The organism is Streptomyces sp. SID1328, from assembly GCF_009865595.1.
Lineage (GTDB): Bacteria > Actinomycetota > Actinomycetes > Streptomycetales > Streptomycetaceae > Streptomyces > Streptomyces griseoluteus.
This window is the reverse complement of record NZ_WWKH01000459.1, coordinates 1-22,275: the sequence shown is the minus strand read 5'-3', so window position 1 is coordinate 22,275 and position 22,275 is coordinate 1. Positions and strand designations below refer to the sequence as shown.

General features: G+C 71.7%; 19 protein-coding genes and 3 pseudogenes. 12 read left to right on the top strand and 10 right to left on the bottom strand.

Annotated elements, in window-relative coordinates; all coding sequences use genetic code 11:
- Positions 1-563, top strand: a pseudogene (locus GT030_RS13890) (N-acetylmuramoyl-L-alanine amidase); the annotation flags it as partial.
- Positions 564-584: 21 nt separating this feature from the next.
- Here the strand turns inward: GT030_RS13890 and GT030_RS13885 are convergent.
- From GT030_RS13885 to GT030_RS13875, 3 genes are all read right to left on the bottom strand, one after another.
- Entirely contained in the window at positions 585-1,082 is a 498-nt protein-coding gene (locus tag GT030_RS13885; RefSeq protein ID WP_086695114.1) for a hypothetical protein, read from the bottom strand.
- A gap of 71 nt (positions 1,083-1,153) precedes the next feature.
- The gene (locus GT030_RS13880; protein ID WP_161200776.1) at positions 1,154-2,056 is read right to left on the bottom strand and encodes a universal stress protein; all 903 of its coding nucleotides are present in this window, start codon (positions 2,054-2,056) and stop codon (positions 1,154-1,156) included.
- A gap of 162 nt (positions 2,057-2,218) precedes the next feature.
- Positions 2,219-2,461: a DUF397 domain-containing protein gene (locus tag GT030_RS13875; protein ID WP_161200775.1), complete on the bottom strand. Its 243-nt coding sequence runs from the start codon at positions 2,459-2,461 to the stop codon at positions 2,219-2,221.
- Between the two features lie 249 nt (positions 2,462-2,710).
- On the opposite strand from GT030_RS13875, the gene paaK reads away from it, so the two are divergent.
- Positions 2,711-4,006 carry a phenylacetate--CoA ligase PaaK gene (paaK, locus tag GT030_RS13870; protein ID WP_161200774.1) on the top strand — a complete coding sequence of 432 codons (1,296 nt, stop codon included), beginning with the start codon at positions 2,711-2,713 and terminating at the stop codon, positions 4,004-4,006.
- On the opposite strand, the pseudogene GT030_RS13865 reads toward paaK, so the two are convergent.
- Together GT030_RS13865 and GT030_RS13860 are read right to left on the bottom strand one after the other, a co-directional pair.
- Positions 4,003-5,495, bottom strand: a pseudogene (locus GT030_RS13865) (acyl-CoA synthetase). The gene paaK and the pseudogene GT030_RS13865 overlap by 4 nt on opposite strands.
- Positions 5,496-5,551: 56 nt before the next feature.
- The gene (locus GT030_RS13860) at positions 5,552-7,804 is read right to left on the bottom strand and encodes a glycosyl hydrolase family 28-related protein (protein WP_237522393.1); all 2,253 of its coding nucleotides are present in this window, start codon (positions 7,802-7,804) and stop codon (positions 5,552-5,554) included.
- A gap of 230 nt (positions 7,805-8,034) precedes the next feature.
- On the opposite strand from GT030_RS13860, the gene GT030_RS13855 reads away from it, so the two are divergent.
- Positions 8,035-8,457: a hypothetical protein gene (locus tag GT030_RS13855; protein ID WP_161199349.1), complete on the top strand. Its 423-nt coding sequence runs from the start codon at positions 8,035-8,037 to the stop codon at positions 8,455-8,457.
- 22 nt (positions 8,458-8,479) lie between these two features.
- On the opposite strand, the gene GT030_RS13850 is transcribed toward GT030_RS13855, so the two are convergent.
- Positions 8,480-9,397 (bottom strand): LysR family transcriptional regulator, encoded by a 918-nt coding sequence (locus tag GT030_RS13850; RefSeq protein WP_237522135.1) that lies wholly within the window; start codon positions 9,395-9,397, stop codon positions 8,480-8,482.
- A gap of 113 nt (positions 9,398-9,510) precedes the next feature.
- On the opposite strand from GT030_RS13850, the gene GT030_RS13845 reads away from it, so the two are divergent.
- The 3 genes from GT030_RS13845 to GT030_RS13835 are packed head-to-tail and all read left to right on the top strand — an operon-like array spanning position 9,511 to position 12,784.
- Positions 9,511-10,248, top strand: a complete 738-nt coding sequence (locus tag GT030_RS13845) for an acetoacetate decarboxylase (protein ID WP_161199350.1) — start codon at positions 9,511-9,513, stop codon at positions 10,246-10,248.
- Between the two features lie 38 nt (positions 10,249-10,286).
- Positions 10,287-11,264 carry a 3-hydroxyacyl-CoA dehydrogenase NAD-binding domain-containing protein gene (locus GT030_RS13840; RefSeq protein WP_161199351.1) on the top strand — a complete coding sequence of 326 codons (978 nt, stop codon included), beginning with the start codon at positions 10,287-10,289 and terminating at the stop codon, positions 11,262-11,264.
- Positions 11,265-11,296: 32 nt separating this feature from the next.
- Positions 11,297-12,784 (top strand): CoA transferase, encoded by a 1,488-nt coding sequence (locus tag GT030_RS13835; protein WP_161199352.1) that lies wholly within the window; start codon positions 11,297-11,299, stop codon positions 12,782-12,784.
- A gap of 107 nt (positions 12,785-12,891) precedes the next feature.
- Here the strand turns inward: GT030_RS13835 and GT030_RS13830 are convergent, their stop codons facing one another.
- Complete coding sequence (locus GT030_RS13830) at positions 12,892-14,379, bottom strand: alpha/beta fold hydrolase (RefSeq protein WP_161199353.1); 1,488 nt, start codon at positions 14,377-14,379, stop codon at positions 12,892-12,894.
- 89 nt (positions 14,380-14,468) lie between these two features.
- Here GT030_RS13830 and GT030_RS13825 point away from each other — a divergent pair, with 89 nt between their 5' ends.
- A complete protein-coding gene (locus tag GT030_RS13825) occupies positions 14,469-15,434 on the top strand; it encodes a MerR family transcriptional regulator (protein WP_161199354.1) in 966 nt (321 codons plus the stop codon).
- Positions 15,427-15,807: a hypothetical protein gene (locus GT030_RS13820; protein ID WP_161199355.1), complete on the top strand. Its 381-nt coding sequence runs from the start codon at positions 15,427-15,429 to the stop codon at positions 15,805-15,807. The genes GT030_RS13825 and GT030_RS13820 overlap by 8 nt, the downstream gene beginning before the upstream one ends.
- Here GT030_RS13820 and GT030_RS13815 read toward each other — a convergent pair.
- Both GT030_RS13815 and GT030_RS13810 read right to left on the bottom strand, forming a co-directional pair.
- Positions 15,804-18,782: an ABC transporter substrate-binding protein gene (locus tag GT030_RS13815; RefSeq protein ID WP_161199356.1), complete on the bottom strand. Its 2,979-nt coding sequence runs from the start codon at positions 18,780-18,782 to the stop codon at positions 15,804-15,806. The two genes, GT030_RS13820 and GT030_RS13815, sit on opposite strands and share 4 nt — an antisense overlap.
- 456 nt (positions 18,783-19,238) lie before the next feature.
- Positions 19,239-19,412, bottom strand: coding sequence for a CsbD family protein (locus GT030_RS13810; RefSeq protein WP_161199357.1), 174 nt, complete (start codon positions 19,410-19,412; stop codon positions 19,239-19,241).
- A 144-nt stretch (positions 19,413-19,556) separates the two neighbouring features.
- Between GT030_RS13810 and GT030_RS13805 the strand changes: the two genes are divergently transcribed.
- From GT030_RS13805 to GT030_RS13790, 4 genes are all read left to right on the top strand, one after another.
- Positions 19,557-19,727 carry a hypothetical protein gene (locus GT030_RS13805; RefSeq protein WP_030805403.1) on the top strand — a complete coding sequence of 57 codons (171 nt, stop codon included), beginning with the start codon at positions 19,557-19,559 and terminating at the stop codon, positions 19,725-19,727.
- Between the two features lie 279 nt (positions 19,728-20,006).
- A complete protein-coding gene (locus tag GT030_RS13800) occupies positions 20,007-20,243 on the top strand; it encodes a hypothetical protein (RefSeq protein ID WP_161199358.1) in 237 nt (78 codons plus the stop codon).
- A 61-nt stretch (positions 20,244-20,304) separates the two neighbouring features.
- Positions 20,305-20,757, top strand: coding sequence for an SRPBCC family protein (locus tag GT030_RS13795; RefSeq protein ID WP_161199359.1), 453 nt, complete (start codon positions 20,305-20,307; stop codon positions 20,755-20,757).
- 234 nt (positions 20,758-20,991) lie between these two features.
- The gene (locus GT030_RS13790) at positions 20,992-21,744 is read left to right on the top strand and encodes an alpha/beta hydrolase (RefSeq protein WP_161199360.1); all 753 of its coding nucleotides are present in this window, start codon (positions 20,992-20,994) and stop codon (positions 21,742-21,744) included.
- A gap of 48 nt (positions 21,745-21,792) precedes the next feature.
- On the opposite strand, the pseudogene GT030_RS13785 reads toward GT030_RS13790, so the two are convergent.
- Positions 21,793-22,275: pseudogene (locus tag GT030_RS13785) on the bottom strand (thiamine pyrophosphate-dependent enzyme); the annotation flags it as partial.

The following is a 22,275-nucleotide window of genomic DNA, read 5'->3' as shown; positions in this document are numbered from 1 at the left end:
GCGTCCCGTGCCCGGCACACGGTTCCGGCGAGGTGCGGCTCTACTCCGACCACGATGTGAACGCGCCGCTGATCAAGGACATCGGCCTGGGCACCGCACCGACCGACGGCGTCAACGACCTGTCCTCGCGCGTCTCCACCGGCCAGCAGTACGTGGTCGCGGACCGCTGGGGCGACTGGACGGCGATCTGGTACCTGGGGCAGAAGGCGTGGTTCCTGAACCCGCACCGCGAGGCCACCGCGGTCCCCGCGTCCGGGGTCACGATCACCCCGAAGGCGGGTCTGGCGAGCGTCCCGGTGTACGGCCGCGCCTACCCGGAGAAGGAGGCGTACCCGGCGGGCGTCCCGGCGCAGTCGGTGGTGCCGTTGCCGTACACGATCCCCGCCGGGCAGAAGTACGTCGTCGGTGACCGGGTGCCGGGCGAGTACTACTACGCGGTCACCTTCACCGAGGACTCGCACCGGGTGATCACCGGCAAGGACCTGTACTACGAGATCCAGTACGGCCACCGGGTCGGATTCGTCCGCGCGGCGGACGTGGACCTGGCGGCCGCCCGCCGCTAGGCCGACAGGGACCGGGCGGCCTCAGCCCTGCTGGAACAGCTCCGCCGGGAGCGGCTTCAGCAGGGCGTACAGGTCGTCGGTGATGGGGCGGTCCCAGGCGGCGATGGTCACCAGGACGCCGTCGCTGCGGTCGAACTGCACGCAGGAGATCCGGCCCTCGGAGAGCTTGAGGCGGCGGACGATCAGCAGGTTGTCGCCCTGGAGGACGGGGGTGTCCTCGGAGCCGACGACGGTGACCTCCTCCTCGTTGTCCAGCGCGAGCAGGAGCTGGGCGACCTCGAAGGGGATCTCGCCCTCGGCGGTCTCGCGGGCCGGGGAGCCCTCGGGGAGGTTGCCGATGATCATGGCGGGGCCACGGCCGCCGAACAGGTCGTAGCGCAGGAAGACGCCCTGGCAGCTTCCGTCGGGGGCGGGCAGCAGGCCCGCGCCGAGGTTGCCGGGCCAGTCGCCGGGGTCCATGGCCAGCACGTCGAAGTCTGGTCCGGCGGGAGTGGCGCTGCGGCGGCGGAGGAACGACATGCCGCCAATGGTACGTGCCCGAGGGGGCCCGGCGGCGTGCGGGAGCCCTCCCGGCATGCCCCCGTGCGGGCTCATTCCTCGACGGGGCTTGAGGGCACGACGGCGACGGGGCTCGCCGCGTGCAGCAGGACGGCCTGGGTGACCGAGCCGAGCATGCGGGCGGGCGCGAGCAGCCGGCGCCGGTGGCGGCCGACGACGACCAGATCGGCGCCGGCCGAGAGGGCGACCAGGTGTCCGGCGGCGTCGCCCGGCAGCGCCTCGGCCTCCGCGTCGACACCGGGGTACTGGGCGCGCAGCGGGTCGAGGAAGCCCTCGGCGAGGACGCGGGTCTCGCTCTCCACGGCGACCTGGTCGATGGGCGGCGGCACGAGCTGGCCGGGGGCGGACCAGGTCTGTACGGGCCACGGGTAGGCGGCGATCACCTTCAGGCGCGCGCCGAGCAGCGACGCCTCGGCGAAGGCGAAGCCGAGGACGCCGTCGTCGGGGCTGTCGACATGGAGCCCGACGACCACCCGGCGTCCGGGTTCGGCCGGGGGCTCCGCGTGCACCTCGCGGCCGGGGCGGGGGACGACGACCACCGGGCACGGCGTGTCGCGGGCGGCGGCGACGGAGTTGGAGCCGAGCAGCAGGCTGGCGAAGCCGCCCCGGCCGCGTGAGCCGAGGACCAGCAACTGGGCGTCGGCGCCCAGTTCGGGCAGGACCGCGCCGGGTACGCCCTCGACGGCGACGTACTCCACGGTGGGCAGGTCGGGCAGGCCGGCGAGCCGGTCGCGGACCTCGTCCAGCACGGGGTCGCCGCTGTCGTCGGGCGGACCGGCGACGAGGACGTCGGCCTGGCCCCAGGCCGCGTACTGGCGGACATGCACCACGCGCAGCGGTGCGACGCGGCGGCGGGCGGCCTCCAGGGCCCAGTCGAGGGCGCGCAGGCCGTCCTCGGAACCGTCGACCGCGGCGATGACCGGCACAGCGCTCATCGTTCCTCACCTCCCGGACGCGGCCTCCCCGTGCCGGGGCGGGCCTCTTGTCGGGGCCAGCCTCGCTCAGGCGGCGCTCGGGTGGCGGCGGCGCGGGGCGCGTGTTGGGCAATCGCGGCCGGAACACCCCCGGTCGGCTCCGGCCGGGTCCGCACGGTCGCGTCAGGTGAGGTCGAACTCGCCCTCGCGGGCCCCCAGGACGAAGGCGCCCCATTCGGCGGGGGTGAAGATCAGGGAGGGGCTCTCGGGGCGCCGGCTGTTGCGCATGGCGATGAAGCCCTCGACGAAGGCGATCTGGACATCGCCCCGACCCCCGCTGCTGGACTGCCACTCGGCCCCGCTGAGATCCAGGTCCGGCTTGTCCCAGCCCATGAGCGACTGCTGCTGGATGGTGCTCTCGGCCACGTCCGTGCTCCTCCCATTACGTCGTCCGCGGCTCAGCCTAGCGACCGGCCAGGACGCCGCACAGGCCACGTGAGGGGGACCTTGTGGCGGGTGGGTGTACGCGGGTGCCGGGCCGCACACGGAAAAATCCCGGCCCGCCTCTTGCCCGGGGCCCGACGGCCTGAATTACTGGCCTCGGCAGGATCGACCGAATGATCGGTCGTCCGTATTGCGTGTCGTGATGTGTGTCGTGTGCGAAGGGATGCCCCGATGGCGGATGAGAGGGACCTGCTGGACGCGGGCGAGCGGCTGGGGCCCGAGGAACTGCGGGCACTCCAGCTGGAGCGGCTGCGCGCCTCGCTGCGGCACGCCTACGCCCATGTGCCGTTCTACCGGGAGTCCTTCGACAAGGCGGGGGTCCTCCCGGAGGACTGCCGCTCGCTGGCGGACCTCGCGCACTTCCCCTTCACCACCAAGGCGGACCTGCGGGCGAACTACCCGTACGGCATGTTCGCGGTGCCCCGCGAGCGGGTGCGGCGGCTGCACGCGTCCAGTGGGACGACGGGGCTGCCCACGGTGGTGGGCTACACCGACAACGACCTTTCGGTGTGGGCGGACATGGTGGCCCGCTCGATCCGGGCGGCGGGCGGTCGGCCCGGTGACGTCGTCCATGTGGCATACGGCTATGGACTGTTCACCGGAGGACTGGGCGCGCACTATGGCGCCGAGCGGCTGGGGTGCACGGTGGTGCCCGCGTCCGGGGGCATGACGTCCCGGCAGGTGCGGCTGATCCAGGATCTCGGGCCCGGCGTCATCATGGTCACCCCCTCGTACATGCTGACGCTGCTGGACGAGTTCGAGCGGCAGGGCGTGGACCCGCGCTCCACCTCACTGCGGGTGGGGGTGTTCGGGGCGGAGCCGTGGACGGAGAGCATGCGGCGGGAGATCGAGGAGCGGTTCGCCATCGACGCCGTGGACATCTACGGTCTCTCGGAGGTGATCGGTCCGGGCGTGGCGCAGGAGTGCGTGGAGACCAAGGACGGTCTGCATGTGTGGGAGGACCACTTCTACCCGGAGGTCGTGGACCCGATCACCGGTGAGGTGCTGCCGGAGGGCGAGCGGGGCGAGCTGGTGTTCACCTCGCTCACCAAGGAGGCGATGCCGATCGTCCGCTACCGGACGCGGGACCTGACCCGGCTGCTGCCGGGGACGGCGCGGGTGTTCCGGCGGATGGAGAAGATCACCGGGCGCAGCGACGACATGGTGATCCTGCGCGGGGTCAATCTGTTTCCCACCCAGATCGAGGAGATCGTCCTGCGCACCCCCGGTGTGGCGCCCCACTTCCAGCTCCGGCTGACGCGGGAGGGACGCATGGACGCACTCACCGTACGGGCGGAGGCGCGTCCGGGTGCCACGCCGGAGGCGCGGGAGGCGGCGGCCCGGTCGATCGCGGCGGGGGCGAAGGACGGCATCGGGGTGTCGGTGTCCGTGGAGATCGTGGAGCCGGAGTCGCTGGAGCGCTCGGTGGGCAAGATCCGCCGCATCGTGGACCTCCGCCCCCGCTAGCCGAGTCGGTCGCGCAGCTCCCTCTTCAGGATCTTGCCGCTGGCGTTGCGCGGGAGGCCGTCCAGGAAGTGCACGCGCTTGGGGGCCTTGAAAGCCGGGAGCTGCTCGCGGACGTGGGCGATCAGCGCGTCCTCGGTGACCTCGCCGCGGGTCACGACGACGGCGGTGACGGCCTCGATCCAGCGCTCGTCGGGCAGTCCGATCACGGCGGCCTCGGCGACCGCGTCGTGGGTGTAGAGGGCGTCCTCGACCTGGCGGGAGGCGACCAGCACCCCGCCGGAGTTGATGACGTCCTTCACCCGGTCGACGATCGTGAAGTAGCCGTCGGCGTCGCGTACCGCGAGGTCGCCGGAGTGGAACCAGCCGTCGCGGAAGGCGTCGGCGGTCTCCTCGGGCTTGTCCCAGTAGCCCTCGCAGAGCTGGGGCGAGCGGTAGACGATCTCGCCGGGGGTGCCGTCGGGCACCTCCGCGCCCTCCTCGTCGACCACGCGGGCGTCCACGAACAGCACGGTGCGGCCGCAGGAGTCCAGGCGCCCCTTGTGCTCGCTGGGGGCGAGCACGGTGGCGAGCGGGCCGATCTCGCTCTGCCCGAAGCAGTTGTAGAAGGCGAGGCCGGGCAGCCGTTCGCGCAGCTTCTCGAGAACGGGCACCGGCATGATCGAGGCCCCGTAGTACGCCTTGCGCAGGCCGCCGAGGTCGCGGTCGGCGAAGTCGGGGCGGCCCGCGAGCGCGATCCACACGGTGGGCGGCGCGAACAGGCTGTCGCAGCGGCCCCCTTCGATCAGGTCGAGCAGGCGGTCGCCGTCGGGGGCGTCGAGGACCGTGTTGGTCGCGCCGACCGCCAGGTACGGCAGCAGGAAGACGTGCATCTGTGCCGAGTGGTAGAGCGGCAGCGCGTGCACGGGCAGGTCACCGGCGCTCAGGTCGAGCGCGGTGATCGCGCTGAGGTACTCGTGGACCAGCGCCCGGTGGGTCATCATCGCGCCCTTGGGCAGCGCGGTGGTGCCGGAGGTGTAGAGCAGCTGGACGAGGTCCTCGGTGCGCGGCTCTGGCCCGCCGTACGGCTCGGTGGCGGCCAGCCCCGCGAGCAGGGAGTCCTCGGTGTCGCGCAGCGGGAGGGCGCGGGTGCCGGCCGGGAGCCGGCCGGCGAGGGCCGGGTCGGTGAGGGTGAGGGCGCTGCCGGACTGGTCGAGCAGGTAGGCGAGGTCGGCGCCGGTGAGGTTCTGGTTGACCGGGACGTGGACGAGGCCCGCGCGGGCACAGCCGAGGAAGGCGATGAGGTAGGCGTCGGAGTTGTGGCCGTAGGCGGCGACCCGGTCGCCCTTGTCCAGGCCCCGGGCCAGCAGCCAGGCGGCGGCGCGGGAGACGGCGTCGTCCAGTTCGGCGTAGGTCCAGGTGCGGTCGCCGTACTTCAGCGCCACGCGTGCCGGGGTGCGGCGGCGCTGCGGCGCAGCACCCCGTCGACGGTGCTGCCGTGTCCCTGTGTCATGAGAGCCGATCCTCGGGCCGGCCGCCCGGCGAGGTCAAGATCTTCGGCGGCCGGTGTCACTCCCCCAGTACGGCCATCGCCGCGTTGTGTCCGGGCACCCCGCTGACCCCGCCGCCGCGCACCGCGCCCGCGCCGCACAGCAGGACGTTGGCGTGCCGGGTCTCCACGCCCCAGCGGCCGGTGTCCTCCTCGCCGTAGGGCCAGGTGAGGGGGCGGTGGAAGATGTTGCCGCCGGGCAGGCCGAGGTCGACGGTGAGGGACTGCGGGAAGGCGTTGTTGGCGCTCTCCCAGTAGGTGTTGGGGTCGCCGTCCACGGCCTTGGTCGCGGGGTAGACGTCGGTGTGGCTCGTCTCGGTGACCGGGCGGCCCTTGGCGAGGTTGAGGGTCGGGTCGGCCGGAGGATCGGTGGGCGGGTCGGTCGGCGGGGTGGTGGGGCCGCCGCCGGGCACTCCCCCGTTGGTCCACTTCGGGTCGGGCCAGGTGCCGGTGCAGGCGGGCGGGTCGGCGTACCAGCCGCTGTTGCCGGTGCCGCGGGTGATGACGAAGCCGGATCCCACGCAGTTGTGGATGGGGTTGGACTGGGCGATGTGCGTGGCGGTGACGTTGGTGAACGAGGCGTTGCCGGGCGCCTGGATCTGGAGGGCGTAGGTGCCGGCGCCGTCGATCCGGACGTTCTCGAAGTGCAGCCCCTTCGTCGCACCCTCGATGTTCATGATCGCGGCGTAGGAGCTGTCGAGGATCTCGGTGTCGGTGATGTTCACCGTGGCGTCCAGGGCTTCATTGAGCCCGCTGAACCAGACCGCGCCGACCCCGAACTGCCAGTTGTAGTCGTTGTTCCCGGCCCGGATCAGGGTGTTGCGGGCCGCTGTCGTCGTCCCGGAGACGGCCGTACCCTGACCCGAGTTGACACCGGGATACCGGTTGGCGACGTGCAGGCCGCCGCCGTTGGTGACGGTGTCGGCCATCACGTTGTCGGAGATGGTGATGTCCTTGCCGCCGTACGTGACGATGTTGTTGGCGAGGATGGGCAGGATCACCGTGTTGTAGGTGAACTTGTTCTTGACGTTCGGAATGTTCTCCGCCCACATGGCGAGTCCGTCGTCACCCGTGTTGCGGACGAACGTGTTGGTCACCGTGGAGTTGGTGACACCCATGTGGAAGTTCACGCCGTCCGCGGTCTGGTCCAGGATGCGGCTGTTCTTGATGGTGAAGTTGTCCATGGGGCCGTCCATCCAGGCCCCGCACTTGGTGTGCTGCAGCCACACATTGTCGACGGTGGAGTTGGACAGCGCGCCCCCGATGGCGTTGACCTGGTCGTCGTCGACGCGCTCGCGGATGTCTCCGAGGACGGCGAAGTCCTTGAGCGTGACGTTCTTACTGCCGCCCTGGCTCGCGGACTTGCCGTACACGCCCACGGCCTTCGCCCGGTTCACCGGGTCACGGCCGGTGAGGACGCTGTACCAGGGGCCCGCGCCCGCCAGGGTCACCTGGTCGACCACTATGTGGTCCCGCACCTGGAAAGTGCCCTGCGGTAGGTAGACCGCCCTGCCCTGCGCCTTCCCCGCGTCGACCGCCGCCTGGATCTTGGCGGTGGAGTCGGCCGCGCCGGTCGGGTCAGCGCCGAAGTCGCTCACCACGTCCAGCGCGCCGGACGGCTTGCCGATGGGCGCGCCCACCTGCTCGAAGTCGGCGAGGTCGATGGTGAACGTCGGTGAGGCGCTGGTGGACGACACCTGGAGGCGCACCTTGGTCCCGGCCGGCAGCGTCGAGCCGAGCAGGGTACGGGTCTCGTCGTAGAAGTGGTGGGGGTTGGAGTCGCCGGGGTTGTTGTTGAAGGGATAGCCCCCGTAGTACCAGCCGTACTTGGACGTCACCGGGACGGACTTGAGCTGGTTGCCGTCGATCTTCAGGTCGAGGCTCGCGTCACGGCCGGTGCCGGCCGCGTTGTCGGGCAGCGAGTAGCGGAACGACATCGCGTTGGCCGGCGCGGTCAGGGTGAACTCGACGTACTCGCCCGGCGCGTCCAGGGTCACCGCCTGCCGGCCGGACGCCTCGGAGGGGAGGTGGCCGTAGAGGCGGTCCGGTCCGATGAGGGTGCCGTTGGTCGCCGCGTACTCGGCCTCCTGTTCCTTGAACGGGACGGTCGCGCCCCGGCCGGATATGCCGACCGGGGACGGCGCGGGCACTCCGGCCGCGTGTGCGTCGGGCGCGAGCGCCACGGCGACGAGCGTGCCGGCCGCGGCCAGCGCCATGGACACGGTCGCCGCCAGGGTCCGGCGCAGGGATCTGCCGTTGGGGGGTGCAGTCATGGGTGTGCGTCCTCAGGGCTCGTGGGGTGAGCGGACGCAAGAAAGCTAGGAGCGTACAGAAATGAAGTCTATGAAGCTGCGCAAGATTGTTACAGGACGACGCAGATTCTCAACTATCCACAGGCCACCCAGGCCGTTGATCCACATGGCAGGATGGCCGAGCCGCGCGGGACACGTCGTCTTGGCGCTGTTCAAGAGCGTCCTTGGAAGAAAACGGCTGGGTCCCACGCATGACTGCTGAGTGGTACGTCCTCATCGAGGAGGACACGCGAGTGACGGAGTACGTCGAAGGCAACCAACTGAAGCTGCACCGCTGGATGCTGACGGGCACCCATCACATCGAGGGCGACGAGACGCAGGCCCTCGCGGCCGCCGAGGACGCGGCTCTGCACTACATACCTGACACCATCGCCCGGCACGCCAAGCCGGGGGACGAACCGGCCCGCCACGCCCTGCTCGCCCAGGACGGGGCGTGGACGGTGATCGTGCGGCAGCGCCACCGCGAGGCCCGCATACGCGTGACGACGGCCCGTCTCATGCACTCCCACGAGGAGAAGGAGGCTCCGCCGAAGACCCTTAGGGAGTCCCTCCGGGGCGCTCTACAGGCCCCGCCGCCCCTTCCGAAGCCGTGGGCGCCGCCCGGTCAGGCGTGAGGAGGCTCCCCACCCGAGCCGATCACCCGCTCATGCGCCGCGTGATCAGCTCCAGCAGCCGTAGGACCGCCGCGTCCGCGTCCGGGCGGCGGATGGCGACCAGGGTGGTCTCCAGGTACGGCGACCGCTCCGCGAAGGGGACGAAGGCCACCTCGGCAACGTGGAAGTCGCGCAGCCGCTCGGGCAGGAGGCTGACGCACAGCCCGGACGCGACGTAGCTGAACAGACCGGTCAGGTCGTCCGAGACGGCGCGGGTGCGCGGGGTGAACCCCGCCTCGCGGCAGGCGAGTTGGACCTGATGGGCGAGGGTCGGCAGCGCGGTGGGGTCCGGGAGGACGAAGTCCTCGTCGCGCAGGTCGCCCAGCCCGATCTGCCCGGCGTCGGCCAGCGGATGCCGGCGCGGCACCGCCGCCGCGATGCGCTCGACCGCGAAGTCGAGGCTGACGAGGTCGGCGGACAGCGGAGCGGGGTCGCGCAGGAAGGCCAGGTCGAGCGTGCCGTTGCGGATCATCTCGGCCAGGGCGACCGCCGAGTCCTGGTGCAGGTGCACACGGAGGCCGGGGAGCTCCTCGGCCGCCGCCCGGAGCAGCCCCGGCAGGTAGTGGTGACTGAGGATGCTCACGTACCCCACCCGGACATCGCCCTCCAGCCCGGCGGCGACCCGGCGGGCCCGTTCGATGGCCGCGGACTGGGTGTCGAGGAGGCGCTGCGCGTCCACGGCGAAGACCTCGCCCGCCGCCGTCAGCGTCGCTCCGCCGGGGCCTCGGTCGAGGAGGCGTACCCCCAGGCCGCGTTCAAGGCGCTGGATCGACTGGCTGAGCGGCGGCTGGCTCATGCCGAGGCGCTCGGCCGCGCGCCCGAAGTGCCGTTCGTCGGCCATCACGAGGAACTGTTCCAGCAGCCTTCTGGTGAGCTGGATATCCTCAAGCATATTGCTCATGACCACAGCATATATTGGACGGACAGGGGCGCCGAGGTGTCCACTGGGACGTGGGCGTCACCGGAGAAGCGTGTCGCCCCTATCCCCCACGGCCCTCTCCCCTGGAGGCCCCCATGCGCAAGCAGGACGTCGCCCGGCTGTTCACCACCCCGGTGGACTCCCCGGCCTACGCTCCCACCCGGTACCGCTTCACCGACCGCGAGTACCTCAACATCTACTACCGCACCGACCCCGAGGCGCTGCGCCGCCTGGTGCCCGAGCCGCTGACGGTGACCGACCCGGTCGTCCGCTTCGAGATGATGCGGATGCCCGACACCACCGGACTCGGTGACTACACAGAGGCCGGCCAGCTCATCGCCGTCGAGCACGAGGGCGAGAAGGGCGAGTTCAACCTCGCCATGTACGTGGACAGCGTGCCGGCGATCTCCAGCGGCCGCGAGTACAGCGCGTACCCGAAGAAGGGCGGCTCCCCCGCCCTGTACGTCGACTCCGACACCCTGGTGGGCACGCTCGACTACGGCACCCTGCGCGTGGCGACCGCCACCATGGGCTACAAGCACCACGCGCTCGACCTCGACGAGGCAAGAACCGAGATCAGCACCCCCACCTTCATGGTCAAGACGGTCCCGCACTACGACGGCACCCCCCGCATCTGCGAGCTGGTCCGCACCCGGATCACCGACGTCACCGTGAAGAGCGCCTTCACCGCCCCGGCCCGGCTCCAGCTGTTCGCCCACGTCGCGGCGCCGCTGGCCGACCTGCCGGTGCTGGAGATCGTCCGGGCCAGCCACATCGTCACGGATCTGACCCTCGCCCCCGTCGAGCCGGTCTTCGACTACCTCGCCGCCTGAGCGCACCCGATCGAGAAGCACCGAGAAAGCACCGAACCATGACCTCTCCCACCGAGCCCGTCCTGAACTCCTACCGGCGTGCCGCGATCATCGGCGGCGGCGTGATCGGGATCTCCTGGGCCGGTCTCTTCCTGGCCCGCGGCATCGACGTGGTGATCAGCGATCCCCGTGCGGACATCGAGGACCTCGTCCGTACGGGCCTCGCCGAGATCACCCCGGCCCTGGCCGAGCTGGGCCTGCCGACGGAGCACCTCACCGACGGGCTCTCCTTCGAGGCCGACCTCGCCACCGCCGTCTCACAGGCCGACGTGGTCCAGGAGAACGGCCCTGAGCGGCTGGAGCTCAAGCAGGAGATCTGGCGGACGATCGAGGACGCCGCCCCCGCGCACGCGCTGCTGGCCACGTCGACCTCCGGCATCCCGGCGAGCGCCATCGCCACCGCGCTGCGCCGGCCCGAACGGCTCGTCGTGGGGCACCCCTTCAACCCGCCGCACCTGGTGCCGCTGGTGGAGATCGTGCCGGGCGAGAAGACGTCCCCGGAGACGGTCGAGCGGGCCAGGGCGTTCTACGCCGCCCTCGGCAAGAAGCCGCAGGTGCTGCGCAAGGAGGTGCCGGGCTTCGTCGCCAACCGCCTGCAGTCCGCGCTGTTCCGCGAGTGCGTGCACCTCGTCGCCGAGGGCGTGGTGACCGAGGCGGAGCTGGACGAGATCGTCACCTCCTCCATCGGGCTGCGCTGGGCGGTCGCCGGTCCGTTCCGCACCTTCCACCTGGGCGGGGGTCCCGGCGGGCTCCCCCACTTCATCGAGCACCTGGGCCGCGCCATGGAGGACAGCATGTGGCCTGTCCTGGGCAACCCCACCTTCGATGAGGCCACCGTCAGCACGCTCGTCGACCAGGCCCACGAGGCGTTCGGCGCGGGCACGGTCGAGGAGCTGGCAGCCGAGCGCGACCGCGCGCAGATCACGCTGATGCGCGCCCTCGGCGAGACGCCCGGCTCCGGCTGCGCGCACGCTTGATGCACCGATAACGCACATAAAGGCGAAGAAACATGGACCTCACCCAGAAGATCAAGAAGGCGATCGCCGACCCGGCCACGGACGACGCGTTCGACGTGCACGCCGAGGCGGACGAGGTGCTCGCGGGCATCGGCCTGAAGCCGGACGACACCGGCGGTGACATCACCTTCGAGGGCGCCGACCCGGTCGTCCCCAGCACCCTGCGCCTCGGCGCGGCCTCCGGGATCGCGCTGGTCGCCAAGTCGGCGGCTGTCGCCGCGCTGTGGAAGGACCGCACCGGCCGCGGCCAGGACATCCACATGGACCTGCGCAAGGGCCCGCACCGGCTGTGCCCGTTCTACGAGCGGAAGTGGGAACTGCTCAACGGCTATCCGGGCGGCACCCCGTCGCTGATCAACATGGCCTTCGTCAACAACTTCTACCGCAGCGCGGACGGCCGTTGGATGATGCCGTTCAACATCTATCCCAACATCAAGGTCGCCGCGCAGCGCCTGCTGGGCGTCGGTGAGGTGCCCGAGCACGTCGAGGCCGCGATCTCGAAGTGGGACGCGCGGGAGCTGGAGCGGGCCGGGGCCGAGGCCGGGTGCGTGATGCCGATGGTGCGCACACCCCGGGAGATCCTCGACGAGGAGCAGTACCGGCAGGTGCTGTCCACGCTGCCGCTGGTGGAGATCACCCGCATCGGCGACAGCGACCCCGAGCCGCTGCCCGCCGACCCGGTCGCGCCGCTCGACGGGGTCCGCGCGCTCGGCATGGGCCACATCATCGCCGGTGCCGGTGCGGGGCGTGCCATGGCGCTGCACGGCGCGGACGTGCTGAACCTGTGGCGGCCGACCGAGCTGGAGCACGACGTCACGTACAACTCGACCGGTGTAGGCGTGCGTTCGGCCACGGTGAGCCCGTACACCGAGGAGGGCCTTGCCCTCATCCACCGGCTCCAGTCCGAGGCCGACGTCTTCTACGCCAACCGGCGCCCCGGCTTCCTCGACCGCGTCGGGCTGTCCGAGGAGGAGGCCGTCGCGCGGCGCCCCGGTCTGGTCCACGCGACGGTCTCGCTGAACGGGCGTACCGGGCCGTGGAAGGACTACCTCGGCTTCGACCAGACCGCGGGCGCGCTCACCGGCCTGCTGCACCTGGAGGGCGACGGCGACAAGCCCGCGCTGCCGCCCATCACCGTGGTCAACGACTACCTGGTCTCCTGGTTCATGACCGCCGGCATCGCGGAGGCGCTGCGCCGCCGCGCCGTGGACGGCGGCAGTTACCGCGTCCACGTCTCGCTGTCCCGCGTGGCCCTGTGGATTCTCTCCATGGGCATCTTCGACCAGGGGTACGCGCGGCAGATCGCCGGCACCGGCGGCCTCCACGCCTACCCCGACCCCGAGGTCTTCACCGCCGAGACCCCCCTCGGCCACTATCAGGGCGTCACCGACCAGGTCCGGATGTCCGACACCCCCGGCGCCTACCGCCAGATCCTCGTCCCCCGCGGCTCCCAGCGCCCGGAGTGGCTCCCGGCCGCCTGACGGAACGGGCGGCCGGGGCGGTCCCCTCGCCCCGGCGCGATACTCGGCCCTCCGCGAACTCGGTCCGAGGCCCGCCTTCGCCGGCGGAAGCAGCCAGGAGCAACGGATCACGCATCCAGATTGCCGAGCACCCGGCCCATCGCCTCCCGTACGGCGGCACGTGCCTCGGCGGTGTGGTCCAGCGTCTCGAAGCCGTGCCGGCAGTGCGGGGCGGGGATGACCTCCACCTCGGCACCGCACTCACCGGCGGCGTCCAGGAAGCGCTCCACGGTCGCGTCGAGCATCGGGTCTTCCAGCCCGACGCGCGTGAGCACGACCGGCAGGTCCCCCGCACCGCGTACCGCTGCCGCCGGACGGAACCGGTCGCCGTCCGTGCCGTGGCCCGGAATCGGTTCCAGCAGGGGGTAGTTGGCCGCGAGGCACCGCAGCCACGGCGGCGGCGCGGCCAGCCATGGCGCCGCCAACGGGCCGCCGCCGGAGAAGAACCAGAGGGCCACCCGGTCACCGTCGACCCCGGGGTGTGCGCGGACGAGATCGACCGCTGCGGCCACGTCCTCGGCGGCGCGTGCGAGGTCGTCCGGCGCGTGCAGCCGGTGGTCCAGCGTGACGCCGACCGCGCCCGATTGGGCGGCGAGTGCGGCGTACCCGGTGAAGGTCGGCCAGTCTCGCGGGGCCGGCCTGATACCGGCGGGCAGCGGGCCGCCATGCACGAACACCACGGCGGGGCGGGCCTCCTGGTGGTCGGGCAGATACAGGTCGACGCACTCCCGGCGCTCCCGTGGCCGGTCCGGCACGTCCAGGACGAACGGCCGGAGGTGATCGGGTACGTGGCCCGGAGGGAGTGCGAGGCTCTCCCCCTCACCCGCCGCCGCCTGTCGCAGAGCCTTGGCCAGCAGGTCCGGCTCGGACAGCATCGGCCAGTGGCCGGTGGGCACTTCGAGGAAGGTGTTGCCCGGCTGGGTGAGCAGGCTCAGACGCGGGACGCCGAGAGACGCCATCCAGCGCAGCCGGTCGATGGTCGAGCCGTCGGCCGGGCACAGGACACCGGTTCTCGGGATGCGGGCGGCGCTCTCGGAGAGCCGTAGCGGCTGGGTGAGAGTGGCGGCGGCCTGCGGCAGGGCGCGTTCGGCGAGCTGGTCGAGCACGGCGGGGGTGAGCCCGTCGGTGCTGCCCAGGCGGTGCCATTCCTCGCGTGCCGGCGGCGGCACCTCGGTCGCGCCGCTCGCGGGTCGCGGCAGGGCGGGGAGTACGTCGAGGGCGCTGTCGCCGTCCTCGGGCAGCCCGGCCGCGTCCAGGTGGACGACCCGGACCACCCGGTCCCGGCGCCGGTCGGCGGCGCCCAGAGCCGGGAGCAGTCCGTAGCCGTGCCCGACCAGCACCACGCGCTCCCCCGCCGCGTCCACCTGGCGGATCACCTCCGCGATGTGCGACTCCAGGTCGGCCGGGACGACAGAACCGCCTCCGGCCAACGTCGCGCAGAACACCCGCGCCCCCGCGCGCCGCAGCACCGCCGCCACCCGCGCCCACACCCAGTCCCCCGTGTGCGCCTCCGGCACCAGGACGAACGCGGCCTCGGTCCCTGTGTCCACTGTCATCCCCGACTCCTCCCACTGGTCCGGCGCGACCCTGTACCCGGCCGCGCGCGCCGCTACCGTAGGAACTCCCCCTGGAGGAGGTTCAAGGCGTGACCGGCAGTACTTCGTGGAGCATCGGGGAACTCGCCGCGCGGGCGGGCGTCACCGTGAAGACCGTCCGCTTCTACTCCGACCAGGGACTACTGCCCGAGACCGGCCGCAGCTCCGGAGGGCACCGTCGCTACGGTCCGGAAGCCCTGGGCCGGTTGCAGATGATCCGCTCCCTGCGCACCCTCGACCTCCCGGTACCGGCCGTGGGCCGGGCGCTGGAGCGGGACGACGCACTTCAGGCACTGGTCGCGGACCGCCTGCGCGAACTGCGGCCCCAGCTCACCTCGCTGCGCTGGCGGGAAGCCGCGCTCCACCTCCTCGCGGACTGCTCGCCGGAGGAGCGTGCCCGGCGGCTGGACCTCATCGGCGCCATGGGCCTCCCACCCGACACCGACGTCCTCGCCCGCTTCTGGCGCCGGTGGCTCTTCCCGGCCCGGCTGCCGGCACCCCTGCTGGCCGGGATCGTCGACACCGCGGTACCCGCACCGTCCCACGACCCCACCCCGGCGCACGTACTGGCTTTCGGGCGCTTGCGGGCGATCGTCACGGCGCCCTGCCCGCCGGGCCTCCTGGACCGGCCGCCCGCGCCGAAGCGGTTCGACGACGGCTTCCGTCCCGCCGTCCTCTACTCCGGGCTCAAGGAGGCGTACGACCTCGCCGCCCCTGAGCTGCGGGCCGGGCGTGCCCCGGCCGGGGGTGAGGCCCTGGACCGGTTCGTCGGGGCCTGGGCGGAGGCCGGGGGTGCCCGGGACAGCGCGGCGTTCCGGCGACGGCTGACCGGCGTCCTGGCCGACGAGCCCCGCCTCGACCACTACTGGGACGTCGTGTCCGAACTGGCGACCCCGCCCGGCGCCCCACCGGAACCCACACCGGGCGCGGCCGAGGCGTGGCTGCGCGAGGCACTCGCCGGCACGGCCGGAGACCCTGACGAAGGCGCCTGGATGCGATCGTGCTCGTATGAATGACCTCGGCGACGCGCACCTGCGCACCTGGGCGCTGCGCTTCATGACCCTCCTCGCGGCCGGCCCCGAGGACCAGCTTGCGTGGCTGGGTGAGCAGGCGGTGGAGACGGGTTCCGTGGTCGAAGAGGTGCTGCTGCTCTGCCGGACCTGGGAGGGGCTGGTGGAGCGCGGGGTCGGCGAGCAGGCAACCCTCCGCGTCGCGCGGGCCATCAGCCACCGGCTCGATGACTTCGCCGACGCGCCGCACACCGGACTCTGGGCCGATGAGCTGGCCGTGGAGCCGGTGTGGGGCGACGTACGTTCCCTTGCCCGGCAGTTCCTCCGCACGGAGCTGGGCGACTGGCGTCAGCCGCTACCCCCTGCGGACACGCCCTAGGGGCGCGGCTGGGGAGACGAGAGGGCCTTGCGGTCCACGTCGCACTCCTTCTTCGTCAGGGGGCGCCGGTCCCCCGCGCGGCGGGAGCAGAGGACGGTGCGGTCGTAGTGGGCGCCGCCGGTGTTGGCGACGCGGACCAGGGAGATGGCGTAGTTGTCGCGGGTGCCGGGTTCGAGGCCCTGGTCGCGGGCGTTGTCCTGGGTGACGGCGGTGAAGTCGATGCGGCCGGTGGCGAGGTTGTCGATGTTGGTGCGCAGCAGGCCCGACCATGCCTCGGCCCGCCCGCGCGGCTGCCCGTCGCCGGTCGCGGCCCGGTAGAGCACCTCGGTGGCGTCGTGCATGAGCATCGTCTGTCCGTCGCTGAGCGCGCTGTCGGTCTGCGGGGTCGCCGCGCTCAGACCGATGATCTTCTCCTGCTCGGGACCGAGTTTGCGCAGGTTGTTGACGAAGATGGTGCCCTGGTTCTTGGTGCCGGGGGCGGTGAGGACCAGGTGGTAGAGGGTGACGTTGGCGGCGACGCTGCTGCGCTCGGAGTCGAAGCCCGCCTGGGAGAGGTCGTCCCCGGCGAGGACCGCGATCTGCTTGCCGTTGCAGCCGGGCTCGGAGGTGATGCCGTCCATCAGGGCGTTGACGTCCTCGGTGCGGCCCGCGAAGTAGACGACACGGGGCACCTCGCCCTCCTGGCAGATCTGGTCGACCTGGCGGCCGAGGACCGGGCGGCCGTTGCTCAGCTCGTACCGTTCCAGCCGGTCGACCCGGTAGCCCACGTCGGTCAGCATCCGGGCGCCGTGGTCCATCTGCTCGCGGGTGTAGCGGTCATGGGTGACGGGACTGCGGCCGAGGACGACGGCGCGGCCGGCGGTGCCGTACCCGTGGGTGCCGGGGGCCCGCAACTGTTCCGCCAGCAGTTTGAGTTGCCGTACCTGCCACTGGTCGGTGGCGGCCAGGTTGAAGAAGTTGGGCTTGTCCAGCAGCCAGGTGCCGGAGTTGGTGCCGGAGACGACAGGGAGTTCCGCCTGGCGCAGGGTCTCCAGCACCTTGTCGGTGTCGGTCATGTCGCGGCCGATGCCGACCACGCCGACGATCGTGCGGTCACGGCGTGCCACGTCCACGATCCGCTCGGCCATCGTGACCTGACTGGCCATGTCCGTACCGCCGTTGGCGACCAGCAGGCGCAGCTTCACCGGCTGGGAGGCGTTGTTGGCGTGCTGGGCGATGTAGGCGCCGCGCAACTCCTCGAAGCCCTTGACCAGTTGGTCGTCGTTCTTGCCCTCCGGGTCGGGTCCGCTGAGTGGACCCGCGTAGACCAGCGTGACGTAACCGCTGTTGCCGATCGACGCGTTCTCCTCGCGGATCAGTTCCTGGAGCTGCCGCGCGACCGGGAAGGTGACCCCTCCCGTCGCCACGCCGACGCACTCGGGGCCCTTGCCACCCGGCGTCTCGACCCGGCGGGTGTCCTGGTTGGCGCCGCGCAGGTCGCTGGAGCAGTACTGGCTGGTCAGCCGGTGGTCGCGGACGCCGAGCCCGAGCCCGGTGGCCGCGAGGACGAGGGCCAGCGCGGGCAGTGACCACAGCCAGGTCCAGCGGGGGCGCCCGGTGGACAGCCGGGAGCGGCGCGGGGAGCCGACGCCGAGGTCGGGGTGGAGCAGGAGCCCCTCCGGCAGCGGCACCCGCAGCACCCACGGCAGGGTCCTGCCCTCCAGACTGGGCGACTGGCTGACCCGGCGGGCGCGGTTCCAGCTCGCGTACCAGGCGGGCAGGTCGGCGCCCGAGCCGTTGAGGTGGCTCCCGGCGGGCTCGGCCGCGTAGCTGCGCTGCAGCAGGGCGATGTCCTCGTGCCGTACGGCGGCGACGACGAGCAGCGGGTCGAGTTCGCTGCGGATGCTGCGGATGTCGCTGATGGCGCGCACGAGTTCGATCAGGCCGTTGTCGGGGGTGGCGTCGGGGAGGACGAGCACCGGCGGGGTGGGGCGCTTGCGTCCGCGCAGGTCCAGCGACCAGGCGCGGTGCGCGTCGCGCAGGTCCTCGCGCAGGGCGTGCACCCGCAATTGGAGGTGGCGGCGCTGGGCGTCCTCGTCGCCGCTGCCGGTGCGGTGCTCGTCGAGGAGGCCGCCGTCCTGGATGTCCCGCGCCACGGCGGCGACCCGCTGGCGTACCGCGCCCGGCGGCCAGAGCCGCAGCAGGCGCCAGGTGAGGCCCTCCCCGCGGTCGGCGCGCGGGCCCTGGTTGAGGTAGGTGGTACTGAGGAACCAGCGGACCTCGCGGCGCAGCCCGAGGAACACCGGCGCACGTCCCGGCAGGATGCTCAGGGCCAGCAGCGCGGCCATCACCACGGCGAGGAACAGCAGCGTCACGTACCAGGGCTTGTCGGTGATCAGTACCGCGACGACCGCGATGAGCAGGGCGGGGACGGTGCGGGAGGCGTCGGTGACGGCGTCGCGCAGCCTGGCCGTCCACTGGATGCCGCCGGGCCGCCAGCCGGTGCGGTTCAGCCCGTGCAGCAGTTCGTCCGGCTCGGCGTCGGGGCCGGCCTCCCGCACGACGTTCTCTATGGCGAGGAGCAGCTCGCTGCGCGGGAAGGCGTACTGGCCGTACTGGCGTCCGCCGCCGCGCCAGGCATGCGGCTCCACGTACGGCTCGCTCCCGGACCGGGCGCGCTTGCCGCCGAGCGCCTGGACGACCCGCAGGGCGCGCACCATGGGGCTGCCGCCGTCGGTGGGGCCGACGAGCGCGGACTGCCGGACGGCGGCGAACGGCACGCCCCGGGACCGGAGTTCCTGCCGCAGCTCGGCGAGGCTGCCGCGTACCGCCTCGTCGCCCTCCGGTGATCCGCCGTCCGCGTACAGCACGAATTCCGGCAGCGCCATGGGGCTGCGGCGCCGGAACGCCTGGAAGATCGCGTCCAGCATTTCGATGAGACGCGGGGTGGTCGCATAGTGCCGTCGGCTGTCTGCGCTGCCCAGGCGGGTCACCAACTCAGGCTCCTCACGGTCGACTTGGCACTCCTTTCGGACAAGGAGTGGTGTGAAGTCTGCCCAGCCGGTGCGCCGGGCGAGGGAGAGTGGCACAAATGTGACCAGCCCGCAGCGGTAAGGGCATCCGGGGCCAGGGTGCGCAGGTCGGCCATGCCGTCGTTCTCGCCGCTGTGGAGGAAGGCCGGCGTGCGGCCTGGGGCGCGCAACGGGCTGACGCGGAGCGCGCGCGCCTGCCGTTCCTCGTCCGAGGTCTCTCCACGCGTCCCGCCGGGAATTCCCCCGGGGGAAATCCCGCGAGCGCGGAAAGGACGGGTGTCACGATTTCATACAGCCCTTGGTGACGAATGGGCAACGATTCGGGAAAGGCCGGGCACGAAAGAACGGCGTGCGGCGGAACCTCACACCTCATCGGTGCGGGTTCCGCTGCACGCCGTTCCTTCGGAACGCGCCGCGGATTCAGTCCTTGGCGGCGTCCTTCAGCTTCTCCGTGGCCTGGCGGGTGTCGCCCGTGGCCTGCTCGGCGCGGCCTTCGGCGGTCAGCTTCTCGTTGCCCACCCCGCGGCCCGCGGCCTCCTTGACCTTACCGCTCGCCTGCTCGGTCGTGGCCTTGGCCTTCTCGCTGGCGCTCATGCCGCTCACCTTTCGCTGTGCCGCTGTTGCCTTACAAGAGGGCGGATGACCGCGTCCGCCGCCGGTAAACCCGGTGAACCGGATGTAATTCATGTGTGTGTGCGGCGAGGATGCGGGCATTCGGCGGTCAGGAGGTTGATAAACATGGTTCCCCTGCTTCTGGTTCTTCTTCTGGCTCTGATTCTTTTCGGTGCGGGCTTCGCGCTCAAGGCACTGTGGTGGATCGCGGTGATCGTGCTCATCGTGTGGGTGCTCGGCTTCATCGTGCGTCCCGCCGGCAGTGGCGGCCGCAAGGGCCGTTGGTACCGCTGGTAAAAGCACGCCCTGTGCGATGAAGTGGCCCGGCCGGATTCGGCCGGGCCACTTCGCCGTGTCCGGGAACGGGCGTATCGCCGCGCTTGGCGGGGTATGAGGAGAACGTCGGCCCCTCGGGGGACCGCAGTGGAACCCTGCACCTCCTGCCCCCGCGGGGCCGGCCCGCGTCCACCGCGCCTCCTCCCCCGGCGACGTCACCCGATTGCCCTGCATGGCGTGCGCCCGTCACGGCCGCCCCCGAATGTGGTGCAGGTGTCGTCGAGCCCGTGAGGGAGAGTCATGATCATCAAGTTCCTGCACGACAAGGGTCTGCGCAGCGAGCACGCCAACACCGTCGCCTGCGCGGCCATCGGCCTGTCCATCGCGTCCTGGTTCACCTCGCGCACGGTGGAGGGCAAGGGGCTGGACCGGGCCGACCGGTGGGGCATATTCGTCGCCACCTGGCCCGCCACCTGGTTCGGACTCGGCCAGGCCCTGAGCCAGTACGAGCGCAACGGTGTCTCCTTCGGCCGCTGACCGCGCGGGCAAGCAGCAACACCGGCCACGCCGGTACCGGCTACAGCCAAGGAGAAACGGCATGTCGCACGTGGAAGAGTCCATCGAGGTCAACGTCCCCGTACGGGACGCCTACAACCAGTGGACCCAGTTCGAGGACTTCCCCCAGTTCATGGACGGCGTCGAGCGCATCGAGCAGCGCACGGAGTCCCTCCTCCACTGGAAGACGAAGATCGCCGGGGTCGAGCGGGAGTTCGACGCGGAGATCGTCGAGCAGATCCCCGACGAGCGGGTCGCCTGGACCAGCATCGGCGGGGAGGCCCGCCAGGCCGGGGTGGTGACGTTCCACCGCCTGGACGACGGCACGACCAAGGTCATGCTCCAGCTCGACTACGACCCGGAGGGGCTGGCCGAGAAGGTCGGGGACAAGCTCGGCTTCGTCAAGCGCCAGGCCACCGGCGACCTCAAGCGGTTCAAGTCCTTCATCGAGGAGCGGGGCGGCACCGCGACCGGTGAGTGGCGCGGCGAGGTCTGAGCACGGCTTCACTGTGAGGGGCGGGCTCACGCGAGCCCGCCCCTCACAGTGAAAAGAGTTGGACCCGGTCGTGACCGGCCGGGTAGCTTGCAGTCGACCGTGACACCGCCCGAGGAGGTGAGACCCATGAACGCTGTATCGACGTGGGTGCTCCCCCTTTCGCGTCACGGCCGGCGACTGACGTAGGTGTCGCCGGGAGCGCCTCCACACCAGGCACTCCCGAAAGGCACCACCATGAACTCTCTGCGATTCACCGCCGAGTCGTCCTCGGACGGCATCCGCGAACGCGACTTCACCGTGGGCGACGTCCCCGGCGTCCTCTGGTCCCCCGCCTCCACGGGTCCCGCGCCCCTGGTCCTGATGGGCCACGGCGGCGGCACGGCCAAGCGGCACCGCGCGATGGTGGGCCGCGCCCGCCTCCTCGTGACCCGGTGCGGCTTCCACGCAGCCGTCCTCGACGCGCCCGGCCATGGCGACCGGCCGCGTTCCGCGCAGGACGAGCACGACGTGGCCGAGCTGCGCCGGGCCCAGGTGGCGGGCGCACCGGAGGCGCCGGTCGTCGTCCCGTACAACGTCCGGCTGGCCGAGCAGGCCGTGCCCGAGTACCGGGCGACGCTCGACGCCCTCCAGGAACTTCCGGAGATCGGCACCGGCGGCCCGGTCGGCTACGTCGGCTTCGGCCTGGGCATGGCGATCGGGATGCCGCTGGTGGCGGCCGAGCCCCGGATCACCGCCGCGGTCTTCGGCATGACCTGGCCGGACGCCCTGTTCGAGGCGGCGAAGCGGATCACCGTGCCGGTCGAGTTCGCCATGCACTGGGACAGCGGGCGCATTCCGCGGGAGGCGAGCCTCGCCCTGTTCGACGCCTTCGCCTCGGCGGAGAAGTCGCTGCACGCCAACGCGGGTGAGCAGGTCGCCTGGCACCTGGCCGAGGCCGACAGCGCGACCCGCTTCTTCGCCCGGCACCTCTCACCGGCCCGGCCGTGAAACGGCGGCGCCCGGTGTGCACACCGGGCGCCGCCGTACGGCGCGTGTCTACCGGCTCGAACTCGACAGGTTCTCCCTGACCTTGGCGATGGCGAACCCCCAGCCCTGCTGGACGGTCGTCTTGCCGGGTACGGCGATCTCGTCAGGGTTGGTGAGCACGTCCAGCAGGACGGGCCCCGGCTCGGCGAACGCGCGCTTCACCGCGTCGGTCAGGTCCTCGGGCCGGGTGACCCGGATGCCGGTGATGCCGAGGGCCTGGGCGACGGCCGCGAAGTCCGGGTTGTCGAGGACCGTGCCGAACTCCGGCAGCCCGGCCTGTTCCTGCTCCAGCTTGACCATGCCGAGGCGCTGGTTGTCGAAGACGACGAGCTTGACCGGCAGCTGCTCGGTGCGGATGGTCATCAGGTCGCCCAGCAGCATGGACAGCCCGCCGTCACCGCAGAAGGCGACGACCTGCCGGTCCTTGTCGAGCATCTGCGCGCCGATCGCCTGCGGCATGGCGTTGGCCATCTAGCCCAGGTTGTAGGAGCC